The following is a 22,248-nucleotide window of genomic DNA, read 5'->3' as shown; positions in this document are numbered from 1 at the left end:
GTGTTCAGTTCTGTCGTCACAAACAGATCTTGGACACCCTCGCTGCATGCCCGCAGCCGATCAACGAACCTCAGCCCTTGGAATCAACCATCTAGTAGGACTCTGTTAGGTCTTCCCGATCAAGCTTTCCGGTAGCACGTCGGCCACGTCATCACCACCATGTTCGAGGCCGCCCGGCTGTACGGCACCACGGTGATGGCCCACCTGGAACCCGGAGCGCCCACCGGCCCTCCCCCGACACCGCGAGTCACGACATGGCGCCTGCCGTCCCCGAACCGCTGCCCTGACCGCCACAGCCCGCCCCTGCGCCTTACCCCGCCTTGCATCGGGGCAGCGGGCACCCCCGTGCTGGAGACCGGCCCGCGCCCCGGTGCACGATCTTCGCATCCATGATCGCGCCACCGGCCATCATGTCGTGTCATACGCTCCACCCCAGTGTCACCAATGACACGACATCAGAAGGGATCGTGGTGGCCGCCCCTCACCCCGACCCCCACAGCCCGCAAGCGCGAGCCGAACGCCGCCGCGCCGCCTGGTGGGCGCTGGCCGACCCCCGCACCGACATGTCCGAGCCGCTGGATGAATACGGCGAGGGCTTCCTGGGGGCCGGCCGCACGGCGAGGTCGCCGAGACGCTGAACCGGCTGCTGGTCGACGCCTACCTCTCCGCCCACGACCGCCTCGACGTCGAGCGCGGTCTGGCCGCGCTGCTGATCATCCGCCAGCTGCGCGAGGACCTACAGGAGGGCGAGGGCTGTGTGATCGAGTCGCTGCGCGCCCAGAGCGTCACCTGGGCCCAGCTCGCCCCGGCGCTGGAGGTGCGCTCGCGCCAATCGGCCGAGCGCCGCTGCCTGTCGCCGCGCGGCGACCCGAGCGAGCACGCCGACACCACCCGCGACCGCCCGACAGCTCGACCTGATCACCGAGCTGCTGCGGCAGCTCGGGTCGCGATCGAGCTGCCGCATGGACACCGGCCGCCCGCCCCGATGAGACAGCCAGGCTCGACTACGACTGCCTGGAACGCGACGCCGACGGCGAGCCCGTCCTGATCTATGACAACTTCGAGGCCCACCGCAACCGCCGTCGCCTGCCGATCGCCGAGGCCACCGCAGGCGTCATCGTCCAGCAGCAGGAACGACGCGTCCGCGCGCGATTCCCCGACACGCCGATCGCGGAGCTGAGCCTCTTGCCCTCCTCCCGATCCAACCGCGCCGGGACCAAGCCCCTGTCCGACGGCTGGATCGGCGGCCGGCACCGCCAGTGGGTCGAGCAGCCGCCGCCCGTCGAGGTTTCAACCGTCGTCGAGATCGACGGCCAGCCGGTCACCAAGATGCTGCCGTTCGACCCCGAGAAGATCTTTCTCTACGCCTACCGCCATACCTACGCCCAGCGGCACGCCGACGCGGGAGTCCCGGTCGACGTCCTACGTCAGCTGATGGACCACCGCCGACTGGGAACTTCGCAAAAGTACTATCGGGTTGGCGAAGAACGACGGCGTGAGGCTGTCGAGCGGGTCACCGATATGCAGTTCGACCGGCACGGCAACCGGGTCTGGCACGACGTCAAGGGCCTGCTGGACAGCGAACACACTCGCCGCGTGATCGGCGAGGTCGCCGTTACCCTACGGGGTCTGCACCGAGCCGAGCACGTTGCCGCCGGCGGCCAGGACTGTCCGGTCCGGTCACTTCCGCACCGACGTGGCCTACCTGCCCGATCTCGAGGCCCACCTCGCCGACCTCCTGCGCAACCGCGAACGGCTCATCGCGTTGGCCGATGCCGACGACTGGGCCAAGACCGAGGCCATGCCCTCCGATCAGGAGATCCGCCGGATCCATCACCGGCCTCAACACCAGGAACAACGTGGCCTGTGCCAGCGGAGATTGAGGCCGTCAGACAGGCGGTCCCGGTGGCCGACAACGATGCTTGGCCCGGAAGCTCACACGCCCTGCCGTCATTGCGCCTTGCCGCGGCAGAGCAGTCCCGAGCGGTGTCTGTCCCTCAGAGCCGAGGGCCATCGAGATGGGGTAGTGGGAGTTTCGCCGCGATGGCCTGCACCGGGCGGCAGGCGCGTCCTGGGGCCAGGGGGAGTCATCGCCCGGACAGGGAGGGCGCCCGATCAGCGGGTACGGAGGCCATCGAGTGTGACCTCGATATACCGCCGCCAATCGCCCGCGGCGTTGCGGATGACCGCCGCCAGGCCACAGATGACCATGTTGACGTCCCCGGCCGTCACGTCCTGCCCGACCGTGCCGCGCACCCGCGCCCGGTCGAGCAGCTCCGCGACGACGGCGAGCAGCGCCTCGCGGGTCTGTCCCCGCGGCTCGGCCGAGCCCATGACCTTCTCGATCACCTCGGACATGCCGCGATCGCCGGCCAGCACCTCGCCCACGTGGTATAGGAACCCGGCCAAGCCTTGAGTCGGATCTTCGGCGTCGGTGAGCTGGCGTGCTGCAGCGACGAGGTCTGTGGCCCGGTGCTCGGCGATGGCCTCGATCAGAGCATCCCGGGTCGGGAATTTGCGGTAGAGGGTCCCGATGCCGACTCCCGCCGCCCGTGCGACCTCCGACATCTGCACGTCGTGGCCGGACTCGGCGAACAACACGCGAGCAGCCTGCAGGACACGATCTCGATTGCGCTCGGCGTCGGTACGTGTCTTGCGGCGGGTCTGCGGAGTTGACATCCCAAACGCTCCTCTGTCTAGACTTCAATACGGAATCCGGATTCCTTATTCCGTATAATACAGAAGAGGTCGACACCATGTCGAAGGGGCGTTTCATCCTGTTCTCACTCACCTCAAAGCGGTCGACGGGGCGTTCCGGCCGGGCGCTACTGGTGTGGGGGTTGCTGGTGGTTGCGGCGAATCTACGGCCGAGCTTGACCGGTGTGGGGCCGTTGCTGGATCGTGTGCAAGCCGATCTGGAGTTGGCTCCGGCCGAGGCCGGTCTGCTGAGCACGCTGCCCTTGCTGGCGTTCGCGGCGATCTCGCCGGTGGTTCCGCGACTAGCGGCGCGGTGGGGACCGGAGCGGCTTCTCTGGGGTGCGCTTGTGGTGCTGACGCTCGGGATCGCGGTCCGGTGGGTACCAACGGCCATCGGTCTGTTCGCGGGAACCGTGCTGATCGGGGCGGGAATCGCCGTGGGCAACGTGCTGCTGCCGAGCCTGATCAAGCGCGATTTCCCTACCAGGGTGGGACTGCTGACCAGCGCGTACGCCACGGTGATGGGGGCTGTCGCCGCGGTGGCTTCCGGGGTGGCGGTGCCGATCAGCCAGGTCGCCCCTGGCGGTTGGTCCACCGCGTTGGGTTGCTGGATCGTGCTCGCGCTGGTGGCTGTCGTGCTGTGGCTCCCACAGGTGCGGACTTCACGGCCGGCCTCGGAGGCGATTGGCAGACACCGGCTGCCGTGGGGATCGGCGCTGGCGTGGGCGGTCACGGCGTTCATGGGATTGCAGTCGCTGGGCTTCTATGTCGTCGTGACGTGGTTGCCCCAGGTTCTCCAGGGCAGTGGGGTAAGTGCGGCCGCGGCGGGATGGCTGCTGTTTGTGTTCCAGGCGGTCGCGGTGTTGACCAGCCTGGCAGTGCCTGCCGCGCTGCGGAGGGCGCGTGACCAACGCGCGGTGGCGATCGTAAGTTCGGCGGTTGTGCTCGCCGGCTACCTCGGACTCCTGGTGGCGCCGGGATGGGCGTTGCTGTGGACTGTAGTCCTCGGGCTGGGCGGCGGAGCTTGCCTTGTCCTCGCCTTGGCCTTCCTCAGTCTGCGCGCCCAGGACGCAACCGAGGCGGGCGCGTTGTCAGCTATGGCGCAGTCGATCGGTTACCTGCTGGCCGCCGCAGGACCGGTGATCTTCGGGCTGCTCCACACCGTCAGTTCCGGCTGGCATGCACCCATCACTATGATGTGCGTCGCTGCGGCCGGCCAGGTGATCGTCGCGATGGTGGCAGGCCGGGGCACGGTGCCGCCCGCCGACGGCCACGCACCCGAGCGCGTCCCCTCGTCGGCACCCGATCGCGACCCTTCGCCTGGGCAATGACCCGGGCCCATCGTCAACCCCGGCGAGGCTGCGCTCAAGGCCGCCCTCAACCCGGCTGCGGGCACGTGGCTCTACTTCGTGATCACTGACCGGAAGCGTGGCACCATGGAGTTCGCCACGTCCGGTACGGAGTACGCCGAGCTCGTCAGCCGTGCTGACCGGACGCGCCGCTGATCAACGCGCTTACGGCCGGCTCTCCCTCCAGCTCCCGGCCTTTCGCGTACGCGGCGGCGAACTTTTGTTCGCCGGGAGCGGCCCGGCCCCGGCGGGTGAGCGCGGCGGCATTCACCGCCACCAGCGACAGGGTCGGCAGCTCCCGGGTTGCCGGGGATGGGATCGATTCTCAACACCCACCGGGTGTCGGCGCTCGCTCCCATCGGCCTGCCACACTACGGACATGAACGGAATCTTTCCCGCTGACGGGCTCGCCGCGAACCGCGCCCTTTGGGATGCCCGTGCCCAGGCGCACGGCACAACCCCCAATGACCTGCTCTACGACGTCGATTCGTTCCTGGCGGGCCGGCAGACGCTCTTCGGGATCGAGCTGGAGCTGGCCGGTGATGTGACCGGCCAGGATGTGCTGCATTTGCAGTGCCACTTCGGCATGGACACACTCAACTGGGCCCGTCTGGGCGCCAGGGTCACCGGTGTCGATTTCTCCTCGACGGCGATCGTCCGGGCACGCGAGCTGGCCGAGCTCGCCGGGCTGACCGCCGACTTCGTCGAGGCGGACACGCAGAACCTGCCGTCCAGCCTGGCGGGCAGGTTCGATCTGGTGATCGCCACCTACGGGGTGCTGTGCTGGATCGGGGACCTTGACGCGTGGATGCGTGGGGCGGCGATGGCGCTGCGGCCGGGTGGAAGGCTGGTGCTGGTCGACCTGCATCCCGCCTACCAGACCCTGGCCAGCTATGAGCCGCTCGTGGCCGACTGGCCCTACGGCGGAGGGCAGCCCCAGCGTGAGGTCGTCAAGAGCACGTATGCGGACCCGGACCTGCCGATGACCGCGCAGGAGGTGGTCCAGTACCCGCACTCGGTGGGCGAGATCGTGACAGCGGCCGCCGGATCGGGACTGATCATCGATTGGCTCGGCGAGCACACCGAGGTCGACTTCCCCGGAAGTCGCATCCTGCCCGAAGAGCCCGACGGCACCCGTCGGTTCCCGTTCGGCGACACCTACCTGCCGATCCTCTACTCGCTCCGAGCGAGATCACCCCGGGCGACCACGGCGTAGCCGCCCGCGGCATGGTGCCCCGCCCGCGCCGGCTGGAGGTCGAGCACGGGCTCGGACGGCGTCCGCAACCGCCGCTACGATGGCGCAACCCCGAACGGGTACGCCTGGACCCTCCTCACCGCCGTACTGACCTGCACTCTGATCAACATCCCGGTACCGCACTGCAGCGGCCTGCACTTCCCCTGCTCCTGCGGCCCCGGCACCCGGGTATGGACCACCCCTGCTTACGCCGCCCAGTTCGCAACAGCGCCAGGCCCGCACCGCCGGTCCCCGGGCACGGAGGATCGTAAGGCGAGGCCGCGCCGTTGGGCCTCGGTGCATCAGCCCGGTGAGCGCGTCAACATCCTGGGGTGTAGATGACCACGTGCAGGTCGGGGTGGTCGGCAGGGGCCAGGCGGTGGTGCTCGAAGTGCCGCATCCCTGTGATCGGGTGGTCGAAGACACGCATCCGGGAGGCGAAGCCCTCGATGTGGTGGTCCTGCCAGGCCGTACGGAAGGCTGCATTTGTCGCCAGCAGGCGCTGGATGGCCGGGGAGCCGGCGAGGTCGCCGAGCCGGGGCCCGGCCTCGGCCCGGAATTCGGCGACGAAACGACGGCTCGTCACCTCCCAGTCCGGCAGCAGATCACGGACGTAGGGATCGGTGAACACCAGCCACAACAGGTTGCGTTCCTCCGGAGCGACGGTGGCCACGTTCGGATACAGGTCAAGGTAGGCGTCGTTCCAGCCGGTGATCGTCCAGTCGGGCGCGATGGCGTACGCGGGAAACCCGGCTAGCGCGTCGAGCAGTCGCTGCACGTGGACAGGAGCGGCGCGGGCCGCCGGTTCTGTGGGCTCGGCGAGTGGGGCGTATCCGGCCAGGGACAGCACATAGGCATGCTCGGCGGGGGTCAGGAGCAGCGTGCGGGCGAGGGCGTCCAGGACCTGCCGGGAGGGCTGGATGTCGCGGCCCTGCTCCAGCCACGTGTACCAGGTGGCGCTGACCTGGGAGAGGGTGGAGACCTCCTCGCGGCGCAGGCCGCCGCGCCGGCGGGGACCGGCCGGGGGCAGGCCGACCGCTGTCGGGTCGAGCCGGGCGCGCCTGACACGCAGGAAGTCGCCCAGTTCCTTGCGCCGCTCCGCCACCGTTCCCATGTACGCAGGATAGGTACTGGTAGCAGGACTACTAGCACTCGGGGCGTCTTCTCGGTACGCCGGCACGCCGCCAAGATCGGGGCATGCCACAGTTGAGATCCCGCACCGTCACCCATGGCCGGAACATGGCCGGGGCACGCGCCCTGATGCGCGCCTCCGGCGTGCCGGGAGCGGACATCGGCGTCAAGCCGGTGATCGCGGTAGCCAACAGCTTCACCGAGTTCGTCCCCGGTCACACCCATCTGCAGCCCGTGGGCCGCATCATCGGTGAGGCCATCGGCGCGGCGGGCGGTATCGCGCGGGAGTTCAACACCATCGCGATCGACGACGGCATCGCCATGGGCCACGCGGGGATGCTGTACTCGCTGCCCTCCAGAGAGCTGATCGCCGACTCCATCGAATACATGGTCCAGGCGCACTGCGCGGACGCCCTGGTGTGCGTCTCCAACTGCGACAAGATCACCCCAGGGATGCTGCTGGCCGCGCTGCGGCTGAACATCCCCACGGTGTTCGTCTCGGGCGGCCCGATGGAGGGCGGCCGGGCGGTGCTGTCCGACGGCACGGTCCGTACCGGCCTGACCCTGGTCACCACCATGTCCGAGGCGGTCAACCCCGCCGTCTCCGATGCGGACATGGCGGCCATCGAGGAGGCGGCCTGCCCGACCTGCGGCTCGTGCGCCGGAATGTTCACGGCCAACTCCATGAACTGCCTTCTGGAGGCTCTTGGGCTGGCCCTGCCGGGCAACGGCACCACCCTGGCCACCCACACCGCCCGCAGAGCCCTGTATGAGCAGGCCGGGCGGACGGTCGTGGAGCTGACCGAGCGGTACTACGGCAAGGACGACGCCACCGTGCTGCCCCGGGCGATCGCCTCCCGGGCGGCGTTCGACAACGCGATGGCCCTCGACCTGGCCATGGGCGGCTCCACCAACACCGTGCTGCATCTGCTCGCCGCCGCCAACGAAGCCGAGCTGGACTACGGCCTGTCCGACATCGAGGCGCGTTCGCGCGAGGTGCCGTGCCTGTGCAAGGTGGCCCCGAGCAGCGCGTACCTGATGGAGGACGTTCATCGAGCCGGCGGCGTCCCCGCCCTGCTGGGTGAGCTGCACCGCGCCGGGCTGCTGCGCGAGAACGTCTGGGCCGTCCACGCCGGCTCGCTCGCCGAATGGTTGTCCAGTTGGGACGTCCGCGCCCCCGCGCCCTCCCCGGAGGCGTCCGGCCTCTTCCTCGCCGCCCCGGGGGGCGTCCGCTCCGCGTCCGGCTTCTCTCAGTCGGCCCGCTGGGAGTCGCTGGACCTGGACGCGGCCTCGGGCTGCATCCGCGACATCGCCCACGCCTACTCCGCCGACGGCGGGCTGACCGTGCTGCGGGGCAATCTGGCGCCCGACGGCGGCGTGGTGAAGACGGCCGGGGTGGACCAGGTTCTCATGGTCTTCACTGGGCCCGCCGTCGTGGCCGAGTCCCAGGAGGAAGCGGCGGAGGTCGTCCTGGCCGGGCGCGTCAGCGCGGGTGATGTCCTGGTGATCCGGTACGAGGGGCCACGCGGTGGGCCGGGTATGCAGGAGATGCTGTACCCGACCGCCTACCTCAAAGGCCGGGGCCTGGCCGAGACGTGCGCGGTGATCACAGACGGCCGCTTCTCCGGCGGATCCTCCGGCCTCTCCGTCGGACACCTCTCACCCGAGGCCGCGGCGGGCGGCACCATCGCCCTGATCGAGGACGGCGACTTCGTGACCATCGACATCCCCGCCCGCTCGATCTCCCTTGACGTGCCCGAGCCCGAGCTCGACGCCCGCAGGCGGCGGATCGAGGCATCTGGCGGCTACCTGCCGCGCGAGCGCGAACGCCCCGTTTCCCTGGCGTTACGAACGTACGCCTTCCTGGCCACCTCGGCCGACAAGGGCGCCGTCCGGGACGCGTCGAAGCTGCGCTGAGTGGTCGGCCACTGGAGTCTCCGCAACCATGCGCACCGCGCACTCACGAAGCTCCGGAGGTAGGGGAGGGAGAATCAGGCGACACCTTGGGCCGCATGCCAACGAGCGCTGAGCAAGACCCGTTCACGCCCCCACCGCGTGCACGCGCCCCTGTTCCGGATCGCCGAGCGTCACGCGGCCACCGAGGAGCAGCGGCAGATCCATCCATCGATGATCGGACCACACCAGGCCATAAGGCTCGTGTCGTTCCTGCTCAGCGGCACCGCGAAGCTCGACGAGGGCGAGCCGGAGGTGGACCACGCCGCCCTCACCGCCGTGCTGAGCCTCGCCCGGTCGTCCGCGGAGAGTTCGAGGCGCTCGCGGCCGCGCTCCTGCAGATGGCGCCCGGCCGCGGCATGACCTGGCAGGACATCGCCTTCGGGCTCCGACTCGGCTCCGCACAGGCCGCCCGGCAGCGCAGCGACCGCCTCGCCGACCGCGCCCTGGGCGGAGACGAAGACCAGACCCGACGAAAGTCGGGGTAACGACCCGACGATCGCGCACTACGCCGTACCTGCGTGAACTCCTACCGTCTCCTCCTGGCAGACGGAAATCTTGGAAGGAAGCCCATGAACATGATGCGGAAGATCGCCGCGGTGGCCGGTGTGCTGCTGGCGGTGGGAGTGCCCGCAGGGCAGGCCTCGGCGGCAGCGGTGCGGACCGGTGACCTGAACGCCGACGCGATCGACACGTACGTGCGCGACTACGTGGAGCGGACCGGTCTGCCGGGCGCCGCGGTGGCGGTCACCAAGGGCGACCAGATCGTGCGGGTCGCGGGTTACGGCCACACCGCCAAGGGCGAGGCGATCACCAAGAGCACCCCGATGCCGCTGGCCTCGCTGTCCAAGTCGTTCACCGCCGTAGGGGTGCTACGCCTGGTCGACGAGGGCAAGATCGACCTGGACGCCCCGGTGCGGTCCTATCTCCCCGAGTTCACCCTGGCCGACGCCCGCGCCACGAAGATCACCGTGCGCCAGTTGCTCCAGCAGACCTCGGGGATGAGCGACCGCAGCTTCCCCGAGCTGGCGCTCGACGCGCCGGCCACGCTCAAGGACGCCGTCGGGATGCTGCGGAGCTACCCGCTCGCCGGCGACCCGGGCGCCAAGATGGCCTACCACAACCCCAACTTCGCCGTCGCTGCGCGGCTGGTCGAGGTGGTGGCCGGGGTGCCGTTCGCCGACTACATGGTCCAGCGGGTGTTCGGGCCGCTCGGCATGAAGTCGACCGCGACCGTCAACACCACCTCCGAGCTCCCCGGCCAGGCCGCGGGCTACATCCGCGCCTACGGCCAGATCCTGGAGCGTTCCCAGCCGAATTGGTTCATCAACGGCGGCGCCGGGGTCGTCAGCACCGCCGACGACCTGGGCCGCTGGCTAGCCGCCCAGAACGGCGGCGGCCGTGTCCTGACGGACCAGATCCTGAAGACCACCCACACCCCCTCCGGCGTGGCCGAAAGCACCTACGCCATGGGCTGGACCACGGGCAAGACCCTCGGCGGAGCACCTGAGCTGCGCCACACCGGCTGGCTGCTCACCCACAACGCCGCGCAGACGCTGCTGCCCGACAGCAAGTACGGCATCGCCGTCGTCACCAACACCGGCATGGTCTCCGGCGACGACGCACTCCTGATCAGCGACGGCCTGATCGACATCCTCGAAGGCCGCTCCCACTCCGTCCAGGAGCCGTTCACCATGTCCGCGGACTACTGGCTGGCCGGCCTGAGCGCGCTCGTCCTCGGCCTCGGCGTCATGGGCGTCCTGCGGTCCGGCCGCTGGGCCCACCGCCGCGAAGGCAAGGCCGTCTGGCGGGTGGGCGTGCGGCTGGTGCCGTACTTGGTGCCGATCGCGTTCTTCTTCGGCCTGGCCGACCTGTTCGGCGTCGTCATGAACAGGGCGGGAACGCTGGAGCAGATCACCTACGTGTGGCTCGCGCTCTACGTCTTCGCCGCCGCGGGCGCGCTCAGCAGCGCCGCCGTCCTCGTCTCCCGCCTCGTCCGCCTCGTCCGCTCCCGCGCCGGCAAGCCGTCCAGCCAGCGGGAGAGTGTCCTCGCGAGCGTCTGAGACCTACCCGAGCTCCCACACCAGGGGAAGGCGATCGTCGGCCCCTCCGGTGTAGCCGTCGGTGGTCTCCAGGAGTCCGGCCATGCGAGCGATCCGCGCCGTGCACCTGCTGGGCGCCGACCGGCCGCTGGCCCGGCGGGCCCAGGCGTCGGGCGCGCCAGGCCCGGCGCCCTCGCCGATCCTGTCGGGGAGCTGCACATCGAGGTGCCTTCGAACCTGTTCGACGAGCTGTCGTCTGTGGTGGCGACCGGCTCGTCAGCACACCGACCGAATTCCCCGGACGCCGCATCCTGCCCCAAGGACCCGACGGCACCTCCCTGCCTATTCTCTACTCGCTGCGAGGGAGATCACCCCGAACGGCCCCTGTGTAGCCGCCCTCGGCGTGGTGCGCCCTCCATCAATACAGCAAAGAGTGCGGCTTTCGCGCGCCCACCAAAGAGAAAGGGAATCGCATGAAATTCCTGCAGACCGCGACCCTGCTCGCGGCGACCATTTCCACAGGTCTGATGGCGGGGTTGTTCGCCGCCTTCGCCTATTCGGTCATGCCCGGTCTCGGACGCTCTTCCCACCGCACCATGATCGAGGCGATGCAGAACATCAACAAGGCGATCCTCAATCCCGTCTTCATGTTGATGTTCATGGGATCGATCCCGATCCTCGGCCTCGCCGTATTCCTCGCCTGGCGCGGACACGGCAGGGCAGCCCTGCCGTGGATCATCGCCGCGCTCGCGCTCTATCTGGTCGCCTTCCTTATCACGAGCGGGATCAACGTCCCCCTCAACGACAAACTCGCCAATGCAGGAAACCCCCGCCACATTGACGACCTCGCCTCGGTCCGAAGCGCATTCGAAAACACCTGGGTCCGCTGGAACCTCGTCCGCGCACTCTTCCACACCGCGGCATTCGGCTGCCTGGCCTGGGCCCTGGTGGTGTACGGCGCGCAACGCCTCAACGAGAACACGAACGCGAAGCCGGCGGCCCAAATCACCAGCCTCCTTGAAAGGAATGAAGCACATGCGAACTGACAAGACGATCCTGGTCCTCGGCGGCACAGGGAAGACCGGTCGGCGAATTGTGGACCAGCTCCGCGAATTGGGTGCCGATCCCCGCGTGGGCTCCCGCAGCGCCCCCCTTCCTTTCGACTGGGAGAACCCGCAGACCTGGCCCGCCGCGCTGAACGGCGTCCAGACCGTCTATGTGTCCTTCTTCCCCGACCTTGCCGCGCCAGCTGCGCCTGCTGCGATCAGGGCGTTCACCGAGCAGGCAGTGAGTGCGGGGGTGGAGAAGCTGGTCCTGCTCTCTGGGCGCGGAGAGGCGGAGGCTCAGGTCTGCGAGGAGATCGTGGCCGGCGCCGGCGTGGAGTGGACGGTGCTGCGCGCGAGCTGGTTCAACCAGAACTTCAGCGAGAACTACCTGCTGGAGCCGGTGCTCGAAGGCGCGGTCGTGCTTCCTGTCGGCGATATCCCCGAGCCGTTCGTCGACGCCGACGACCTCGCCGACGCCGCTGTCGCCGTACTCACCCAGGATGGACATCACGGGAAGATCTATGAGCTGACCGGGCCCAGGCTGCTCACCTTCGCCGACGCCGTCTCGGAGATCGCCACCACCACTGGCAGGCCTGTCGCCTTCGTCCCGGTCAGCGTTGAGGACTACGCGACAGCGTTGAAGGAGGCGGGCCTGCCTGACGACACGGTCGGCTTCCTGATCTACCTGTTCACCACTGTGCTGGACGGTCGTAACGCCCAGGTGGAAGACGGCGTGCGGAAGATCCTCGGCCGCCCGGCACGAGACTTCGCCGACTACGCCCGCGCCACCGCCGCGACGGGAATCTGGTCGCCGCGATAGCGCCGCACGCGAATCAGCCCAGTCCGGTTCCGACCGGGCTGGGCTGATTCATTTCCTGACTACGCCTGTGGCCTGAGCCTCCCGCGGGTGATGAGCCTGGTCAGGATGGTGGTCACGGCGGCCAGGACGGCGGCAGTCCAGACGAACAGGCCCGGCCACACATTGGTGATCATTCCCATGTCGCCGGCCCTGTTCGTGACCACGCCGATCAGGTCGGGCAGATAGACGAACAAGGCGATGGGCAGCAGGTACGGCGCCGCACGACCATGGGCCAGCTCGGGCGGGCGGCGCGGCGGCGGGCCCACCTACGGGCGCGCAGCACCGCCACGACGGCGGCCTGGAGACGGCCATCGATGGGGCGGCTCGCTGGAGGAGACAGCCCGGTACATACAAGGAATGACTCTGGTTGGTTCTCCGGGATGAGGTCAGGCTGGTGGAGAATCGGATGGTGCGGCTTCATCTCGAGCTGGTCACTGGCCTCCCGAGGCAACGGACGGGGCCACAGAGTGTGACGGACTCGCCGTCCGCTACGTGGTGCCCGTCGCCGCCGTCAACGAACTTTGTGGCCAGGATCATCGAGAGTAATCCAGTAGCGGCGCTTTACTCCGCCATCGGTGCGGCGCACGTCTTCCAGGACACCGCCGTTGCATACGATGCTGCGCGCCGAGCCGGAGTTGCCATCGTCACAGGTGAGAAGGACCCGGTTCAGGCCGAGCGCCGGCGCCTTTTGCAGAACCGCTCCCAGCGCCCACGTGGCCAGTCCTCATCTTCGGGCCGAAGGTCGAACGCTGTTGCCGATACGGCCTGCGCCGCTTCCACGAGGAAGGCTGGGACGGGCTGCGGGAACGGCGCAGCGGGCCACGATCCAGCCCGCGCCGCACTCCGCCGGAGATCCGAGCAGCAAGTGCCGGCTGCCCGTGCCGACCTACGAGCCGGACCGGATCGGATCGCGGCGGCGACCGGGGTGCCGGCCCGCACCATCACCCGCATCCTGCGCCGCCATGGCATCCCTGCGCCGGCGGCCTGTGACCCGGTGACCGGCACACCGATCCGCGCCCACCGCCAGAGCGCCAACCGCTACGAGCCCCCGGCCCCCGGCGACATGATCCATCTGGACGTCAAGAAACTCGGCCGCATCCCCGAGGGCGGCGGCCACCGCGCCCACGGCCGCGAACGGGCGGCGCGCGGGCGCGGCATCGGCTACGACTACCTGCACACCCCGACATGGCGGGCCGCGCTTCCACCGGTTCTTGGCGGGGGTGGTGCCTTCCATCACGCCTGTTCCCCGATCCGGAGGAGTTGGCCCACCTCACCCCTCCCGCCCCGGGCCAAGGCCACCGCCAGACACCCAGCCCGGATCCGAATCGGCTCCGCCCCACGGCTGGACATGCTGCACCGGCTGCTGCGCATGCTCGCGCGTCCCTCGACCTCGTGGCCGTTCTTTCCGGTGGCAGCTACCGGCTCACCGACAGCGGCGCCACGCTCATCAGCACCCGCTCCGACAGCATGGCCCCCGCCACACTGATGCCCGGCGAACCCCTGTGGTGGAAGACCGCCCTCACGCTGGCCGACACCATCACTCACGGCCGCCCGCCCCTGCTGGGCGGCTACCACCACTCCCCCTACGACTACCTCGGCGACCACCCCGACACGGCGAGCCTGTTCGACACGTTCATGACCGCCCGCACACAACGGCTCGCCACCGCACTGGCGGCCATCCTGGCCGCCCACCCCCACCTGACCGGCGTCCTCCTCGAACGCGGGAACGTCACCACGCGCGCCCGGGACTTCCTGGCCGGCCACCACCTAGACAAACCGCTGCCAAGTGATCGACATGTTCACCGACGCAATCCCCGCAGACTCCGACCTGTACGTGGTGAGCTCCGGCACCCCACCCTCCAGCTGGCGCGGCGATCGACCCTGCCGGGCCGGGCTGGATGACGTCGCGCATCACGCATCCACATCCACATCCGCGTCGCCGTAGCCGCTGCGGTGTTAGGGGCGCTCGGCCTTGGCCAGCCCCCAGGGGGTGGACGGTGGAGCCCCGCGTTCGGGGCTCCACCGGTCTTCAGGGTTGGATGAAGCAGATCGCTGTGGTGACGACCTTGGTGCAGCGGACCCGGCCGGTGGCGGCGGCGCTCTGCCCGGCTGAGTCGGTCACGGTGAGGCGGATCGTGTAGGTGGCGGTGGCGGCGGGGTAGGCGTGGGCGGCGGTGGCGCCGGAACCGGTGGAGCCGTCGCCGAAGTCCCACCGGTAGCTCGTGATGGCGCCCTCCTCGTCGCTGGAGCCGCGGCCGTCGAAGGTGCAGGAGGAGGACTGGCAGCGTCCGGACAGTGCGGCGGTGGGCGGCAGGTCGCCGGCCTTGACCAGACGGCGGGCGGTGTTGGTCTTGCCGGAGTTGTCGGTGACGGTGAGCAGGACGCTGTAGTAGCCGGGCCGGGGGTAGGTGTGGGAGGCGGTCTTGCCGGTGGTGGTGGAGCCGTCGCCGAAGTCCCAGGTGTACCTGGTGATGGTGCCGTCGGGGTCGGTGGAGGAGCCGGCGTCGAAGGAGCAGGTAAGGCTCGCGGTGGAGCAGGAGCTGGTGAACGACGCGGTGGGCCGGCCGGGGTCGGCGGAGCCGGCGGGGTAGTCCTGGGTGGAGGTCACGTTCAGGAGCGGCTCCCGGATGGAGTCTCCGGAGTCATCACGCCAGTCGGAGGAGCCGGTGTCGATGAGTCGCTGGCGGATGGACAGCACCTGGTCGCGGTTGGTGGCGCGGTGGCCGGAGGCGGTGAGGAGCCCGGCCGCGCCGGCGACGTGTGGCGCGGCCATGGAGGTGCCGCTGAGGGTGGCGTAGCCGCCGTTCCTGGAGGTGGACAGGATGCAGGTGCCGGGCGCGGCGATCTCCACGAGCGGGCCGAAGTTGCTGAAGTCGGCCAGCGTGTCGTCCTGGTCGGCACGGCAGGTGGAGGCGGCCCGGCCGCCCGGAGCGCCGTCGAAGTCGGCCAGCGCGGAGACGGTGACCACGTCCGGATGGTTGGCGGGTGAGAAGGTCCGGGCGTCCTTGCGGTTGTTGCCCGCGGCCACGACGAACACCACGCCCTTGGCGACGGCGCCCGCGATGGCCTGGTCGAGTGCGTCGGTGGCGCAGTTGTCGCAGCCGAGGCTCATGTTCGCCACCTCGATCTCGCCGGCGTGGGCGGCGACCCAGTCCACCCCGGCGGCGACGCCGGACAGCTGGCCGCTGCCCTGGGCGTTGAGCACCTTGACCGACCACAGGCGGGCGCCGGGGGCGATCCCGGTCACGCCGATGCCGTTGTCGCGAGCGGCGGCGGTACCGGCGACGTGGCTGCCGTGTCCGTGGTCGTCGGGGCCGGTGTTGTCGCGACAGATGGTGGTGTTCAGGCAGTCGGTGCGGGCGGCGACGGTGAGGTCGGGGTGGCCGGCGTCGATGCCGGTGTCGATGATCGCGATGTCGGTGTCGGCGGTGTAGTCCTCGACGCCGTTGATCTTGAGGTTGGGGTTGGCGACGGCGCCGGCCCGGCGTATGCCGGTGGGCACGGCCTGGTCGGTGATGGACATGAGGTGATCCGGCTGGATGGAGGTGACGCGCGGATCGCGGCGTAACGCCTCGGCGGCGGCCGGGGTGAGCTGCGCGGAGAAGCCGCGCAGGGCATGGCGGTAGACGTGGCCGGTGTGCCCGCCGTGCCTGCGCACGTGGTGGGCGGCCACCGCGGCGGGGTCGGCGTTCGCGTCGCCGAGCAGCACGACGTAGTCGGCGAGTGGTCCGGGTGCGGCCGAGGCCGGCGCGGCGGACAGTGGTGCCGCGAGGGCCAGGGCCAGTCCTGCCCCGGTGATCAGGGCTTTGATGGTGCGCACGAAGGGGTCTCCTTCAGTGGGGGGTGTTGGAGAGCACCTTGCGTGAGGTCCGGCAGGGGAAACAATCCGGGAAATAGTAGGTAATGGCCGCTGGCTCATTCGAGGAGCTTCAGGTGGACCTGGTCCCTGGTGCTGGTGCCGAGCTTGCGCATGACCCGGGCGACGTGCTGCTCCACGGTGCGCGGGGACAGGAAGAGCACTTCGGCGATCTCCTTGTTGGTACGACCCAGCGCGACGAGCCGGCTCACCTCGCGCTCGCGTGGTGACAGCTGTTTGCCGTAGCCGCGGCGGCCGCGCCTGGGCTCGGCGGCGCCGCCGTACTCTCGCAACAGGCTGGCGCACCGGGCGGCGTCCCAGGTGGCGTCGAGGGCGGTGAAGAGGCGGGCGGCGGCCGTCACCTGGCCGAGGCCGCCGGGCAGCGTGCACCGGCCGGCGTTCTCCAGCGCTCTGGCCTGCTCGTAGGGCCGGGAGACGGCGGCCAGCGCGGTAGCGGCGCGCGTGAACAGTTCGGCCGCCTCCGGCCGGTCAGTGGCCGCGGCCAGAGTGGCCTGGCCGTGGACGGCGACCGCCTGGGCGTAGGGGCAGTCGCGTGCGCGCACGTCGGCAGTGAACTCCTTCAGCAGCAGGCGAGCCTGGCCGGTTCGGCCGTGCAAGATCAGCGCCTCCATCGCGGCGTCGACGAGTTCACCCGCCCAGGCCCATACGCCCTTGGCCCGGAACACCTGCAGGGCCTCCTCCAGTTCGGCCGGCCATCGGCCGCGTGTCGTCGCCAGCCGTATCCGCCCCGCCGTACCGAGGGCGAACTCGATGCCGTACCAGCCGATGGAGCCGTCAAGGCCCGGCGCGGACAGCAGTTCCTCCGCTTCGTGCCACTCGCCTTTGGCCAGGGCGAGGTGGCCCAGCACCAGTGCGGCGTTGGCGGTGGCGGCGGGCCGGCCTGCGTGGTCGGCTAAGTGCCGCCGGGCGTGCTCGGCCAGCCCTTCACGCTGTCCGGTGACCCACTCGTGGTAGAGGCTCACCTCCGTGATGCGGGCGAGGGGATAGGACGGCCCGGCGTGGCGGGCCAGTTCCTCGGCGCGCCGCAGATAGTCGGCGGCGGGACGCGGATGGCCCAGTGCCATTGCGGGCCCGGCCAAGTTGCAGTAGCCGCGGGCCAGTTGCATCCGCTCGGCGGCGGTCTGCGCATCACCGGCAAGCGCTGCGACAGCCGTCCAGGCGCGATGCTCGCCATACTGCATCAGCGCGCCCGCGCAGTTGACCCGGACGCCCGTGAGTAGCGCCGGGTCCCCGGTTTGCGGCAGTGCCCGCTCGGCCTTCGCGAGCCACTCCAGGTGCTCGGCCAGCGGGCCCGCCCCGCCGTACGGCAAGGCCAGCGCGGACATGGCACGGGCGGCCAGGGCCGGACGGCGGTGCAACTCGGCGGCAGCACGGGCCAGCTCACCACGGCCGGCGGTGTCGCCCGCCTGGTTCATCAACAGCAGACCGAGGTGGAGCCGGAGCTCGCCGCGCAGCCCCTGGGGCAGCAGCGGGTCGATCAGAATCGTGCGCAGCAGGTCAATGGTCTCCTCGCAGCCGAGGCTGGTTACCGCGAGGCGGCCCAGCCTGCCGGCCAGCCCGGCGCGCGTGCGAGAGGGCAGGTCTGCCTCGCCGAGCAGGTCCCGCAAAAGCCGCACCGCGCGCGCCGTGGCGCCGGCGCGTACCGCCTGTTCGGCGACGCGTTCGGCGTGCCTGGCCGCCTCAGCCGCTTGCCCCGCGGCACGTAGGTGGTAGATCAGCTGCTCGGGCGGCGCGCCGCCGTCCTGAGCGGCCAGCGCTTGCGCGAGGGCCGCGTGCAGGAGGGTGCGCCGACTCGCCGGGACGCTCGCCGCCGCGGCCCGGCCGAGCAGCGGCGGCGCGAACGCGAACGTGCCATCCTCGCGACGGATCAAAAGCCTGGCCGCGACACCCTCCAGCAGGGCCGTTTCCGCACTCGGCCCACATATCCGTGCCATGAGCGGGACGCACGCCACGCCACCCGCCGACCACACGGTCGCCGCCGCCCACAGCGTCTGCCTCGCCCGCTCGTCCAGGCCGGCGAGCCTGCCCTGGACGAGGTCCAGCACCTGCGCCGGGACCTCCCCCGGCCCGGCGGCCAGGACCTGCTCGACCAACAGCGGCACCCCGCCCGTCAGCTCGCGCAGCGCCTCTGCCTCAGGGCCGGGCGCCAACCCGGCCAGCTCCGCCACGACAGCCACCGGCAAGGGGCCCAGGTCGACGCGCTCCACCACCCCGGCCGCTGACCCCAGCCGCGCCATCCACCGCCCCGGGGTGAAGGTCATCAGCATCGCCACACCGGGCGGCGGCCTGGTGGCCAGGTACCGCAACACCTGCAGCGAGTCCGAATCCGCCTGGTCCACATCCTCCACCACCAGCAACACCGACTCCGCCGCGCCGCCCAGCAGCGCGCGGACCGTCCGGCACACGCGGTAGGCGCCGCCCGCGAGCGCCCGCTCCTCATCGCCGCCCAGGCACGCGACCAGTTCCCGGATCACCACGTGCGGCTCCGCTGGCAGACCGCGGCAGCCCACCACCACCCTCGTCGCCGCCACCGACCCGGCCAGGACGCGGCGGGCCAGCCACGTCTTGCCCATGCCCGTGTCACCGCCCACGAGCACGGTCACCGGCGCGCGGGCAACCAGGGAGCGCACCCGCTCAAGCGGATTCATCCGCCGACGCCCCTCGCGGCCGGTCCCGGCGCCGCCCGGCCGCAGGTGACACCGTCAACGACCGCGGCCATCCCAGGTAGAGGCATGAGCACTCCAGCTCGGTCTGCTGGCACTTTACGCGCGTTTGTACACGCGTATCCGCAATCGGTCCAGCGTCTCAACAGCGCGCGGACTGCCTCGCGACGCGGGCCAGCCCCAAGCCACGCAAACGAAGCGCTCTGCCGACGTCCGATGTCCGATGTCCGCCACCGTGCGATGCACCTGCTACGTGAGCGTGCTGGCCCTGTACGGCATGGGCGTGGTGCTGACGACCAGCACCAGCGCACGCTCCCCGGCGACGACGGCGTGCAGCCGGTGAGCGAGCAGGCTCGCCCCGTCCTGGGCTCCGTTTGGCGTCGACGTCGGCTCGATGAGTAACTCCTTGGCTTGCCCCATGTCTTCGCGCGGGGGGCAGGATGTGGAGTTGTGGAGCCTTTCAACGCCAAGAGCACCTTGGCCACGGCACTTTCGGCGGCGGCAGCAGCCAAGATCAACTATTCTTCAGTCGAGCTGGTCAGAGTGGGCGAGAACGCGGTGTTCCGATTCCCGCACGCGGGTGTGGTTGCCCGGGTCGGCCGATCAGCCGACCGTTGGGAACAAGCTGTTCGAGAGATTCGCGTGGCTCCTGGAGGAAGGACTATGCGCGGCGCGGCCAATCGTCAGCGAGCCTGTGCTGGTCGAAAGCCGAGATTCCCGAGCCCCGGCCGTCGGCGCCCATAGAGCTGGGTCGAGAACTTCGGCGGCTGCACGCGCTTCCCATCCCTTCACCGCTGGAGCTCCCCTGCGTTGAGCCCCTGGCGCGGGTCGCTGATCGGATAGCCGGGGCGGTGGGACTGCCTGACCATGATCAGCAACGGCTGCGAGACATCGCCGCCGAGATGGACAGGGGTCTTGCTCATGCTCGCGTCGATCTCAGCACCGGTCCAGTCCATGGGGATGGCCACGTCGACAATCTGGTGCGGGGATCAGATGGCCGGTTGCGGTGGGTGGACCTGGAGAATGCGCCATCGGGCAGCCGGAATGGGATCTTGTGCTGACTGCGATCGAGCGCGATTGCGGCTGGGTTACGCCGAAGGAGTACGGCGAGTTCTGTGACGCCTACGGATACGACGTAACGAGTTCGCCTGCCTATCCGGTGTTGCGTAGGACCCGGTTGCTGCGCATGACCACGTGGCTGGCTCAGAAGTACGGAGAGTCGCCGGAGATTTCCCGTGAGGTTCAGCACCGTATCCGGTCGCTGGAAAACGACGAGCAGATTCTGAGCTGGTCGGCGTACTAGATGATTGATTCCAAGGGGTGAAGATCGGTGCTTCCCCCTGGTTGGTGGACACGCTGATACTGGATCTTGATTGATCCGGAGGAAGCGAGAAGATCGCCGATGGCGTCGAAGGACTACTCGGAGGAGTTCAGGGCCGATGCTGTGGCCTTGTACGAGTCCACCCCCAGTGCGACCTATAAGGGCATCGCCGTGGATCTGGGCGTGAGCCGGGGAAGCCTGCGCGAGTGGGTGATCCGGGTGCGCGCAGATCGAGGCGAGCCGGCACCGCCGCGGCTGCTGTTGCCAGACGGCCGCCCGGCAGGACAGGCGAGGAGGGCGAGGACAGGATCGCGCAGTTGGAAGCCTGGGTGCGCGAGCTGGAGGCCAGCGAGAAGAAGCTCACCACCGAGCGTGACATTCTCCGCAAGGCGGCCAAATATTTCGCCGGGGAGACGCACTGGTGAACCGCTACCAGTTCGTTGACGACCACCGGAACACCTTCACCGTGAAGCGGTTGTGCCAGGTAATCGGCCTGAACCGGGCCAGCTACTACAAGTGGCGGGCCGGCGCCGACGCACGAGCCGCCCGGCAGGCGGCCGACGCGGCCCTGGCCGCACAGATCCGCGCGGTTCACAGCGAGTTCGACGCCACCTACGGTTCCCCGAGGATCACGGCCGGACTCCACGAGGCTGGCCTCCTGGTCAACGAGAAACGCGTCGCCAGGGTGATGCGCGTCTTCGGCATCGCCGGAATCCGACTGCGCCGCCGGATCCGCACCACCGTTCCCGATCCGGCCGCCACCCCGGTGCCGGACCTGTTCCAGCGAGACTTCACCGCCCGCGAGCCGGGCCGCAAATACATGGGCGACATCACCTATCTACCGCTCGGCGACGGCGGGTTCCTCTACCTGGCAACGGTGCTGGACTGCTTCAGCCGCCGGGTCGTGGGCTGGTCGATCGCCGATCACATGCGCACCGACCTGGTCGGCGACGCGCTGACGATGGCCGCGGCCACCCGCGGTGATCTGACCAGCTCGATCTTTCACAGCGATCACGGGGCGCAGTACGGGTCCAAGTACTACGCCGCCCTCTGCCGCAGCCAGGGCGTCACCCGGTCCATGGGCGCTGTCGGGACCAGCGCCGACAACGCCGCCTGCGAAAGCTTCCACGCCTCCCTCAAACGCGAAACCCTGCGAGGCGCCCGCCACTACGGCGACGCCGCTACCTGCCGACGCACCGTCTTTCGCCGGCTGACCCGCTACAACACCCGAAGACACTCCACCAACGGAGACCTCAGCCCGATCGCCTACGAACGTCTACACGAACAAAGATCGGTTAAGCTGCCGCTGACGGCATGACATACCCCGAACGCGTGTCCACTTCCGTGGGGGAAGGCCCGTCTTCACCGGGATGGCGGGAGATGCGGCTGCTGCCCGTGACCAGCTCGCCGCCCTACTCCCGATCTCCGAACGCATACAAGGAGCCGAACACCCCGAAACCTTGGCTACCCGGCAGGCCCTGGCCCACTGGACAGCGCTGGTGGGTGATGCTGACGATGCCCCCCATAGGTAACGGCGCCAAAGCGGCTGCCACAGCAGTGATCAAGGGCTCTGGTGGCCCGCTCGCTGCGCGGCGCTCGTGATGTGACCCTCGTGGTCCGGCGGGGCCGATCCGGTCACTTGTTGGGCACCTGCGATGGCGTGGACACCTCTGGTTACCGAACCATGCGCTGAAAGCGCCAGGAGCGCGGGGTTTCGTTGCCTATGATCGAGGTTCCTGGCTGGTCTTCTTGAGGATGGAGAGGGCGCGTGGCGGAGCTCGGACTGGCGGAGGCGATCGCGGAGATTCGTCGGGAGCTGATGGACGCGATGGCTAAGGGCGCCGATGCGGACATCCAGTTCCCGGTCGGAGAGGTCACCTTGGAGTTTCACGTCGGGGTGAAGAAGAGCGGCGAGGGCAGCGGCAAGGTCAAGGTGTGGGTGATCGAGGCTGGCGCAGGCGGCAAGATCGAGCACGACCAGGTGCAGACGGTCACCGTCGTCTTGCAGCCGCCCGTCGACCGCGACGGCAAGCCGATCAAGGTCGCCCGCCGTTCATCGTCCATGATGGGCTAGCC

The 22,248-nt window shown here is 69.6% G+C and carries 22 protein-coding genes and 2 pseudogenes; 16 read left to right on the top strand and 8 right to left on the bottom strand.

Going from position 1 to position 22,248, the window contains the following annotated elements:
* Window positions 1-467 precede the first annotated feature (467 nt).
* Window positions 468-638, top strand: coding sequence for a hypothetical protein (locus HNR40_RS34690; protein ID WP_184968918.1), 171 nt, complete (start codon window positions 468-470; stop codon window positions 636-638).
* 119 nt (window positions 639-757) lie between these two features.
* Window positions 758-1,048 carry a hypothetical protein gene (locus HNR40_RS34685; protein ID WP_184968917.1) on the top strand — a complete coding sequence of 97 codons (291 nt, stop codon included), beginning with the start codon at window positions 758-760 and terminating at the stop codon, window positions 1,046-1,048.
* 1,067 nt (window positions 1,049-2,115) lie between these two features.
* On the opposite strand, the gene HNR40_RS34680 is transcribed toward HNR40_RS34685, so the two are convergent.
* Window positions 2,116-2,679, bottom strand: a complete 564-nt coding sequence (locus tag HNR40_RS34680) for a TetR/AcrR family transcriptional regulator (RefSeq protein ID WP_184968915.1) — start codon at window positions 2,677-2,679, stop codon at window positions 2,116-2,118.
* 77 nt (window positions 2,680-2,756) lie between these two features.
* On the opposite strand from HNR40_RS34680, the gene HNR40_RS34675 reads away from it, so the two are divergent.
* On the top strand, window positions 2,757-4,028 hold the full coding sequence (locus tag HNR40_RS34675; RefSeq protein ID WP_184968913.1) for an MFS transporter: 1,272 nt from the start codon (window positions 2,757-2,759) through the stop codon (window positions 4,026-4,028).
* A gap of 9 nt (window positions 4,029-4,037) precedes the next feature.
* Window positions 4,038-4,202, top strand: coding sequence for an endolytic transglycosylase MltG (locus HNR40_RS55255; protein WP_184968993.1), 165 nt, complete (start codon window positions 4,038-4,040; stop codon window positions 4,200-4,202).
* Here the strand turns inward: HNR40_RS55255 and HNR40_RS34665 are convergent.
* The gene (locus HNR40_RS34665; protein ID WP_184968911.1) at window positions 4,174-4,323 is read right to left on the bottom strand and encodes a hypothetical protein; all 150 of its coding nucleotides are present in this window, start codon (window positions 4,321-4,323) and stop codon (window positions 4,174-4,176) included. The two genes, HNR40_RS55255 and HNR40_RS34665, sit on opposite strands and share 29 nt — an antisense overlap.
* Window positions 4,324-4,425: 102 nt before the next feature.
* On the opposite strand from HNR40_RS34665, the gene HNR40_RS34660 reads away from it, so the two are divergent.
* Window positions 4,426-5,262: a class I SAM-dependent methyltransferase gene (locus HNR40_RS34660; protein ID WP_184968909.1), complete on the top strand. Its 837-nt coding sequence runs from the start codon at window positions 4,426-4,428 to the stop codon at window positions 5,260-5,262.
* A gap of 337 nt (window positions 5,263-5,599) precedes the next feature.
* On the opposite strand, the gene HNR40_RS34655 is transcribed toward HNR40_RS34660, so the two are convergent.
* Complete coding sequence (locus tag HNR40_RS34655) at window positions 5,600-6,394, bottom strand: helix-turn-helix transcriptional regulator (RefSeq protein WP_184968907.1); 795 nt, start codon at window positions 6,392-6,394, stop codon at window positions 5,600-5,602.
* Window positions 6,395-6,477: 83 nt separating this feature from the next.
* Between HNR40_RS34655 and ilvD the strand changes: the two genes are divergently transcribed.
* From ilvD to HNR40_RS34640, 3 genes are all read left to right on the top strand, one after another.
* A complete protein-coding gene (ilvD, locus tag HNR40_RS34650) occupies window positions 6,478-8,328 on the top strand; it encodes a dihydroxy-acid dehydratase (protein ID WP_184968905.1) in 1,851 nt (616 codons plus the stop codon).
* Window positions 8,329-8,466: 138 nt separating this feature from the next.
* Window positions 8,467-8,727 (top strand): hypothetical protein, encoded by a 261-nt coding sequence (locus HNR40_RS55250; RefSeq protein WP_246509739.1) that lies wholly within the window; start codon window positions 8,467-8,469, stop codon window positions 8,725-8,727.
* Between the two features lie 209 nt (window positions 8,728-8,936).
* Window positions 8,937-10,427: a serine hydrolase domain-containing protein gene (locus tag HNR40_RS34640; protein WP_184968903.1), complete on the top strand. Its 1,491-nt coding sequence runs from the start codon at window positions 8,937-8,939 to the stop codon at window positions 10,425-10,427.
* A 3-nt stretch (window positions 10,428-10,430) separates the two neighbouring features.
* On the opposite strand, the gene HNR40_RS34635 is transcribed toward HNR40_RS34640, so the two are convergent.
* Entirely contained in the window at window positions 10,431-10,625 is a 195-nt protein-coding gene (locus tag HNR40_RS34635) for a hypothetical protein (RefSeq protein WP_184968901.1), read from the bottom strand.
* 254 nt (window positions 10,626-10,879) lie between these two features.
* Here HNR40_RS34635 and HNR40_RS34630 point away from each other — a divergent pair, with 254 nt between their 5' ends.
* The gene (locus HNR40_RS34630) at window positions 10,880-11,452 is read left to right on the top strand and encodes an anthrone oxygenase family protein (protein WP_184968899.1); all 573 of its coding nucleotides are present in this window, start codon (window positions 10,880-10,882) and stop codon (window positions 11,450-11,452) included.
* Window positions 11,442-12,272 carry a Rossmann-fold NAD(P)-binding domain-containing protein gene (locus HNR40_RS34625; protein WP_184968897.1) on the top strand — a complete coding sequence of 277 codons (831 nt, stop codon included), beginning with the start codon at window positions 11,442-11,444 and terminating at the stop codon, window positions 12,270-12,272. Before HNR40_RS34630 ends, HNR40_RS34625 begins: the two co-directional genes overlap by 11 nt.
* 59 nt (window positions 12,273-12,331) lie before the next feature.
* Here HNR40_RS34625 and HNR40_RS34620 read toward each other — a convergent pair whose 3' ends face one another.
* On the bottom strand, window positions 12,332-12,577 hold the full coding sequence (locus HNR40_RS34620) for a hypothetical protein (RefSeq protein ID WP_184968895.1): 246 nt from the start codon (window positions 12,575-12,577) through the stop codon (window positions 12,332-12,334).
* A gap of 505 nt (window positions 12,578-13,082) precedes the next feature.
* Here HNR40_RS34620 and HNR40_RS55245 point away from each other — a divergent pair.
* Window positions 13,083-13,488: pseudogene (locus HNR40_RS55245) on the top strand (transposase family protein); the annotation flags it as partial.
* Window positions 13,489-13,703: 215 nt separating this feature from the next.
* A complete protein-coding gene (locus tag HNR40_RS34610; protein WP_184968893.1) occupies window positions 13,704-14,213 on the top strand; it encodes a hypothetical protein in 510 nt (169 codons plus the stop codon).
* A gap of 127 nt (window positions 14,214-14,340) precedes the next feature.
* Here the strand turns inward: HNR40_RS34610 and HNR40_RS34605 are convergent, their stop codons facing one another.
* The 3 genes from HNR40_RS34605 to HNR40_RS34595 form a co-directional block, all read right to left on the bottom strand.
* Window positions 14,341-16,131: a S8 family serine peptidase gene (locus HNR40_RS34605; RefSeq protein ID WP_312896625.1), complete on the bottom strand. Its 1,791-nt coding sequence runs from the start codon at window positions 16,129-16,131 to the stop codon at window positions 14,341-14,343.
* Window positions 16,132-16,226: 95 nt separating this feature from the next.
* Window positions 16,227-18,818, bottom strand: coding sequence for an ATP-binding protein (locus tag HNR40_RS34600; RefSeq protein ID WP_184968889.1), 2,592 nt, complete (start codon window positions 18,816-18,818; stop codon window positions 16,227-16,229).
* Between the two features lie 282 nt (window positions 18,819-19,100).
* A complete protein-coding gene (locus tag HNR40_RS34595; protein ID WP_184968888.1) occupies window positions 19,101-19,271 on the bottom strand; it encodes a hypothetical protein in 171 nt (56 codons plus the stop codon).
* A 20-nt stretch (window positions 19,272-19,291) separates the two neighbouring features.
* Between HNR40_RS34595 and HNR40_RS57920 the strand changes: the two genes are divergently transcribed.
* The 4 genes and pseudogenes from HNR40_RS57920 to HNR40_RS34575 all read left to right on the top strand — a co-directional run bounded on the left by HNR40_RS57920 (window position 19,292) and on the right by HNR40_RS34575 (window position 22,246).
* Window positions 19,292-19,912, top strand: coding sequence for a phosphotransferase family protein (locus tag HNR40_RS57920; RefSeq protein ID WP_376773548.1), 621 nt, complete (start codon window positions 19,292-19,294; stop codon window positions 19,910-19,912).
* Window positions 19,906-20,154: a hypothetical protein gene (locus tag HNR40_RS34585; protein ID WP_184968884.1), complete on the top strand. Its 249-nt coding sequence runs from the start codon at window positions 19,906-19,908 to the stop codon at window positions 20,152-20,154. Before HNR40_RS57920 ends, HNR40_RS34585 begins: the two co-directional genes overlap by 7 nt.
* A 99-nt stretch (window positions 20,155-20,253) precedes the next feature.
* Window positions 20,254-21,490, top strand: a pseudogene (locus HNR40_RS34580) (IS3 family transposase).
* A 450-nt stretch (window positions 21,491-21,940) separates the two neighbouring features.
* Complete coding sequence (locus tag HNR40_RS34575; protein ID WP_184968883.1) at window positions 21,941-22,246, top strand: trypco2 family protein; 306 nt, start codon at window positions 21,941-21,943, stop codon at window positions 22,244-22,246.
* Window positions 22,247-22,248: the final 2 nt, after the last annotated feature.

It is taken from the genome of Nonomuraea endophytica, assembly GCF_014203235.1.
GTDB lineage: Bacteria > Actinomycetota > Actinomycetes > Streptosporangiales > Streptosporangiaceae > Nonomuraea > Nonomuraea endophytica.
The sequence above is the reverse complement of the archived record's forward strand: the minus strand, read 5'-3'. Positions and strand labels throughout refer to the sequence as shown.

Excerpts from the sequence above, each read along its gene's own strand:
- HNR40_RS34625 (WP_184968897.1), top strand. The coding sequence starts at position 11,442 with ATGCGAACTGACAAGACGATCCTGGTCCTCGGCGGCACAGGGAAGACC.
- HNR40_RS34595 (WP_184968888.1), bottom strand. The coding sequence starts at position 19,271 with ATGGGGCAAGCCAAGGAGTTACTCATCGAGCCGACGTCGACGCCAAAC.
- HNR40_RS34655 (WP_184968907.1), bottom strand. The coding sequence starts at position 6,394 with ATGGGAACGGTGGCGGAGCGGCGCAAGGAACTGGGCGACTTCCTGCGT.
- HNR40_RS34675 (WP_184968913.1), top strand. The coding sequence starts at position 2,757 with ATGTCGAAGGGGCGTTTCATCCTGTTCTCACTCACCTCAAAGCGGTCG.
- HNR40_RS34660 (WP_184968909.1), top strand. The coding sequence starts at position 4,426 with ATGAACGGAATCTTTCCCGCTGACGGGCTCGCCGCGAACCGCGCCCTT.
- HNR40_RS57920 (WP_376773548.1), top strand. The coding sequence starts at position 19,292 with ATGTGGAGTTGTGGAGCCTTTCAACGCCAAGAGCACCTTGGCCACGGC.
- ilvD (WP_184968905.1), top strand. The coding sequence starts at position 6,478 with ATGCCACAGTTGAGATCCCGCACCGTCACCCATGGCCGGAACATGGCC.
- HNR40_RS34680 (WP_184968915.1), bottom strand. The coding sequence starts at position 2,679 with ATGTCAACTCCGCAGACCCGCCGCAAGACACGTACCGACGCCGAGCGC.
- HNR40_RS34630 (WP_184968899.1), top strand. The coding sequence starts at position 10,880 with ATGAAATTCCTGCAGACCGCGACCCTGCTCGCGGCGACCATTTCCACA.
- HNR40_RS34640 (WP_184968903.1), top strand. The coding sequence starts at position 8,937 with ATGAACATGATGCGGAAGATCGCCGCGGTGGCCGGTGTGCTGCTGGCG.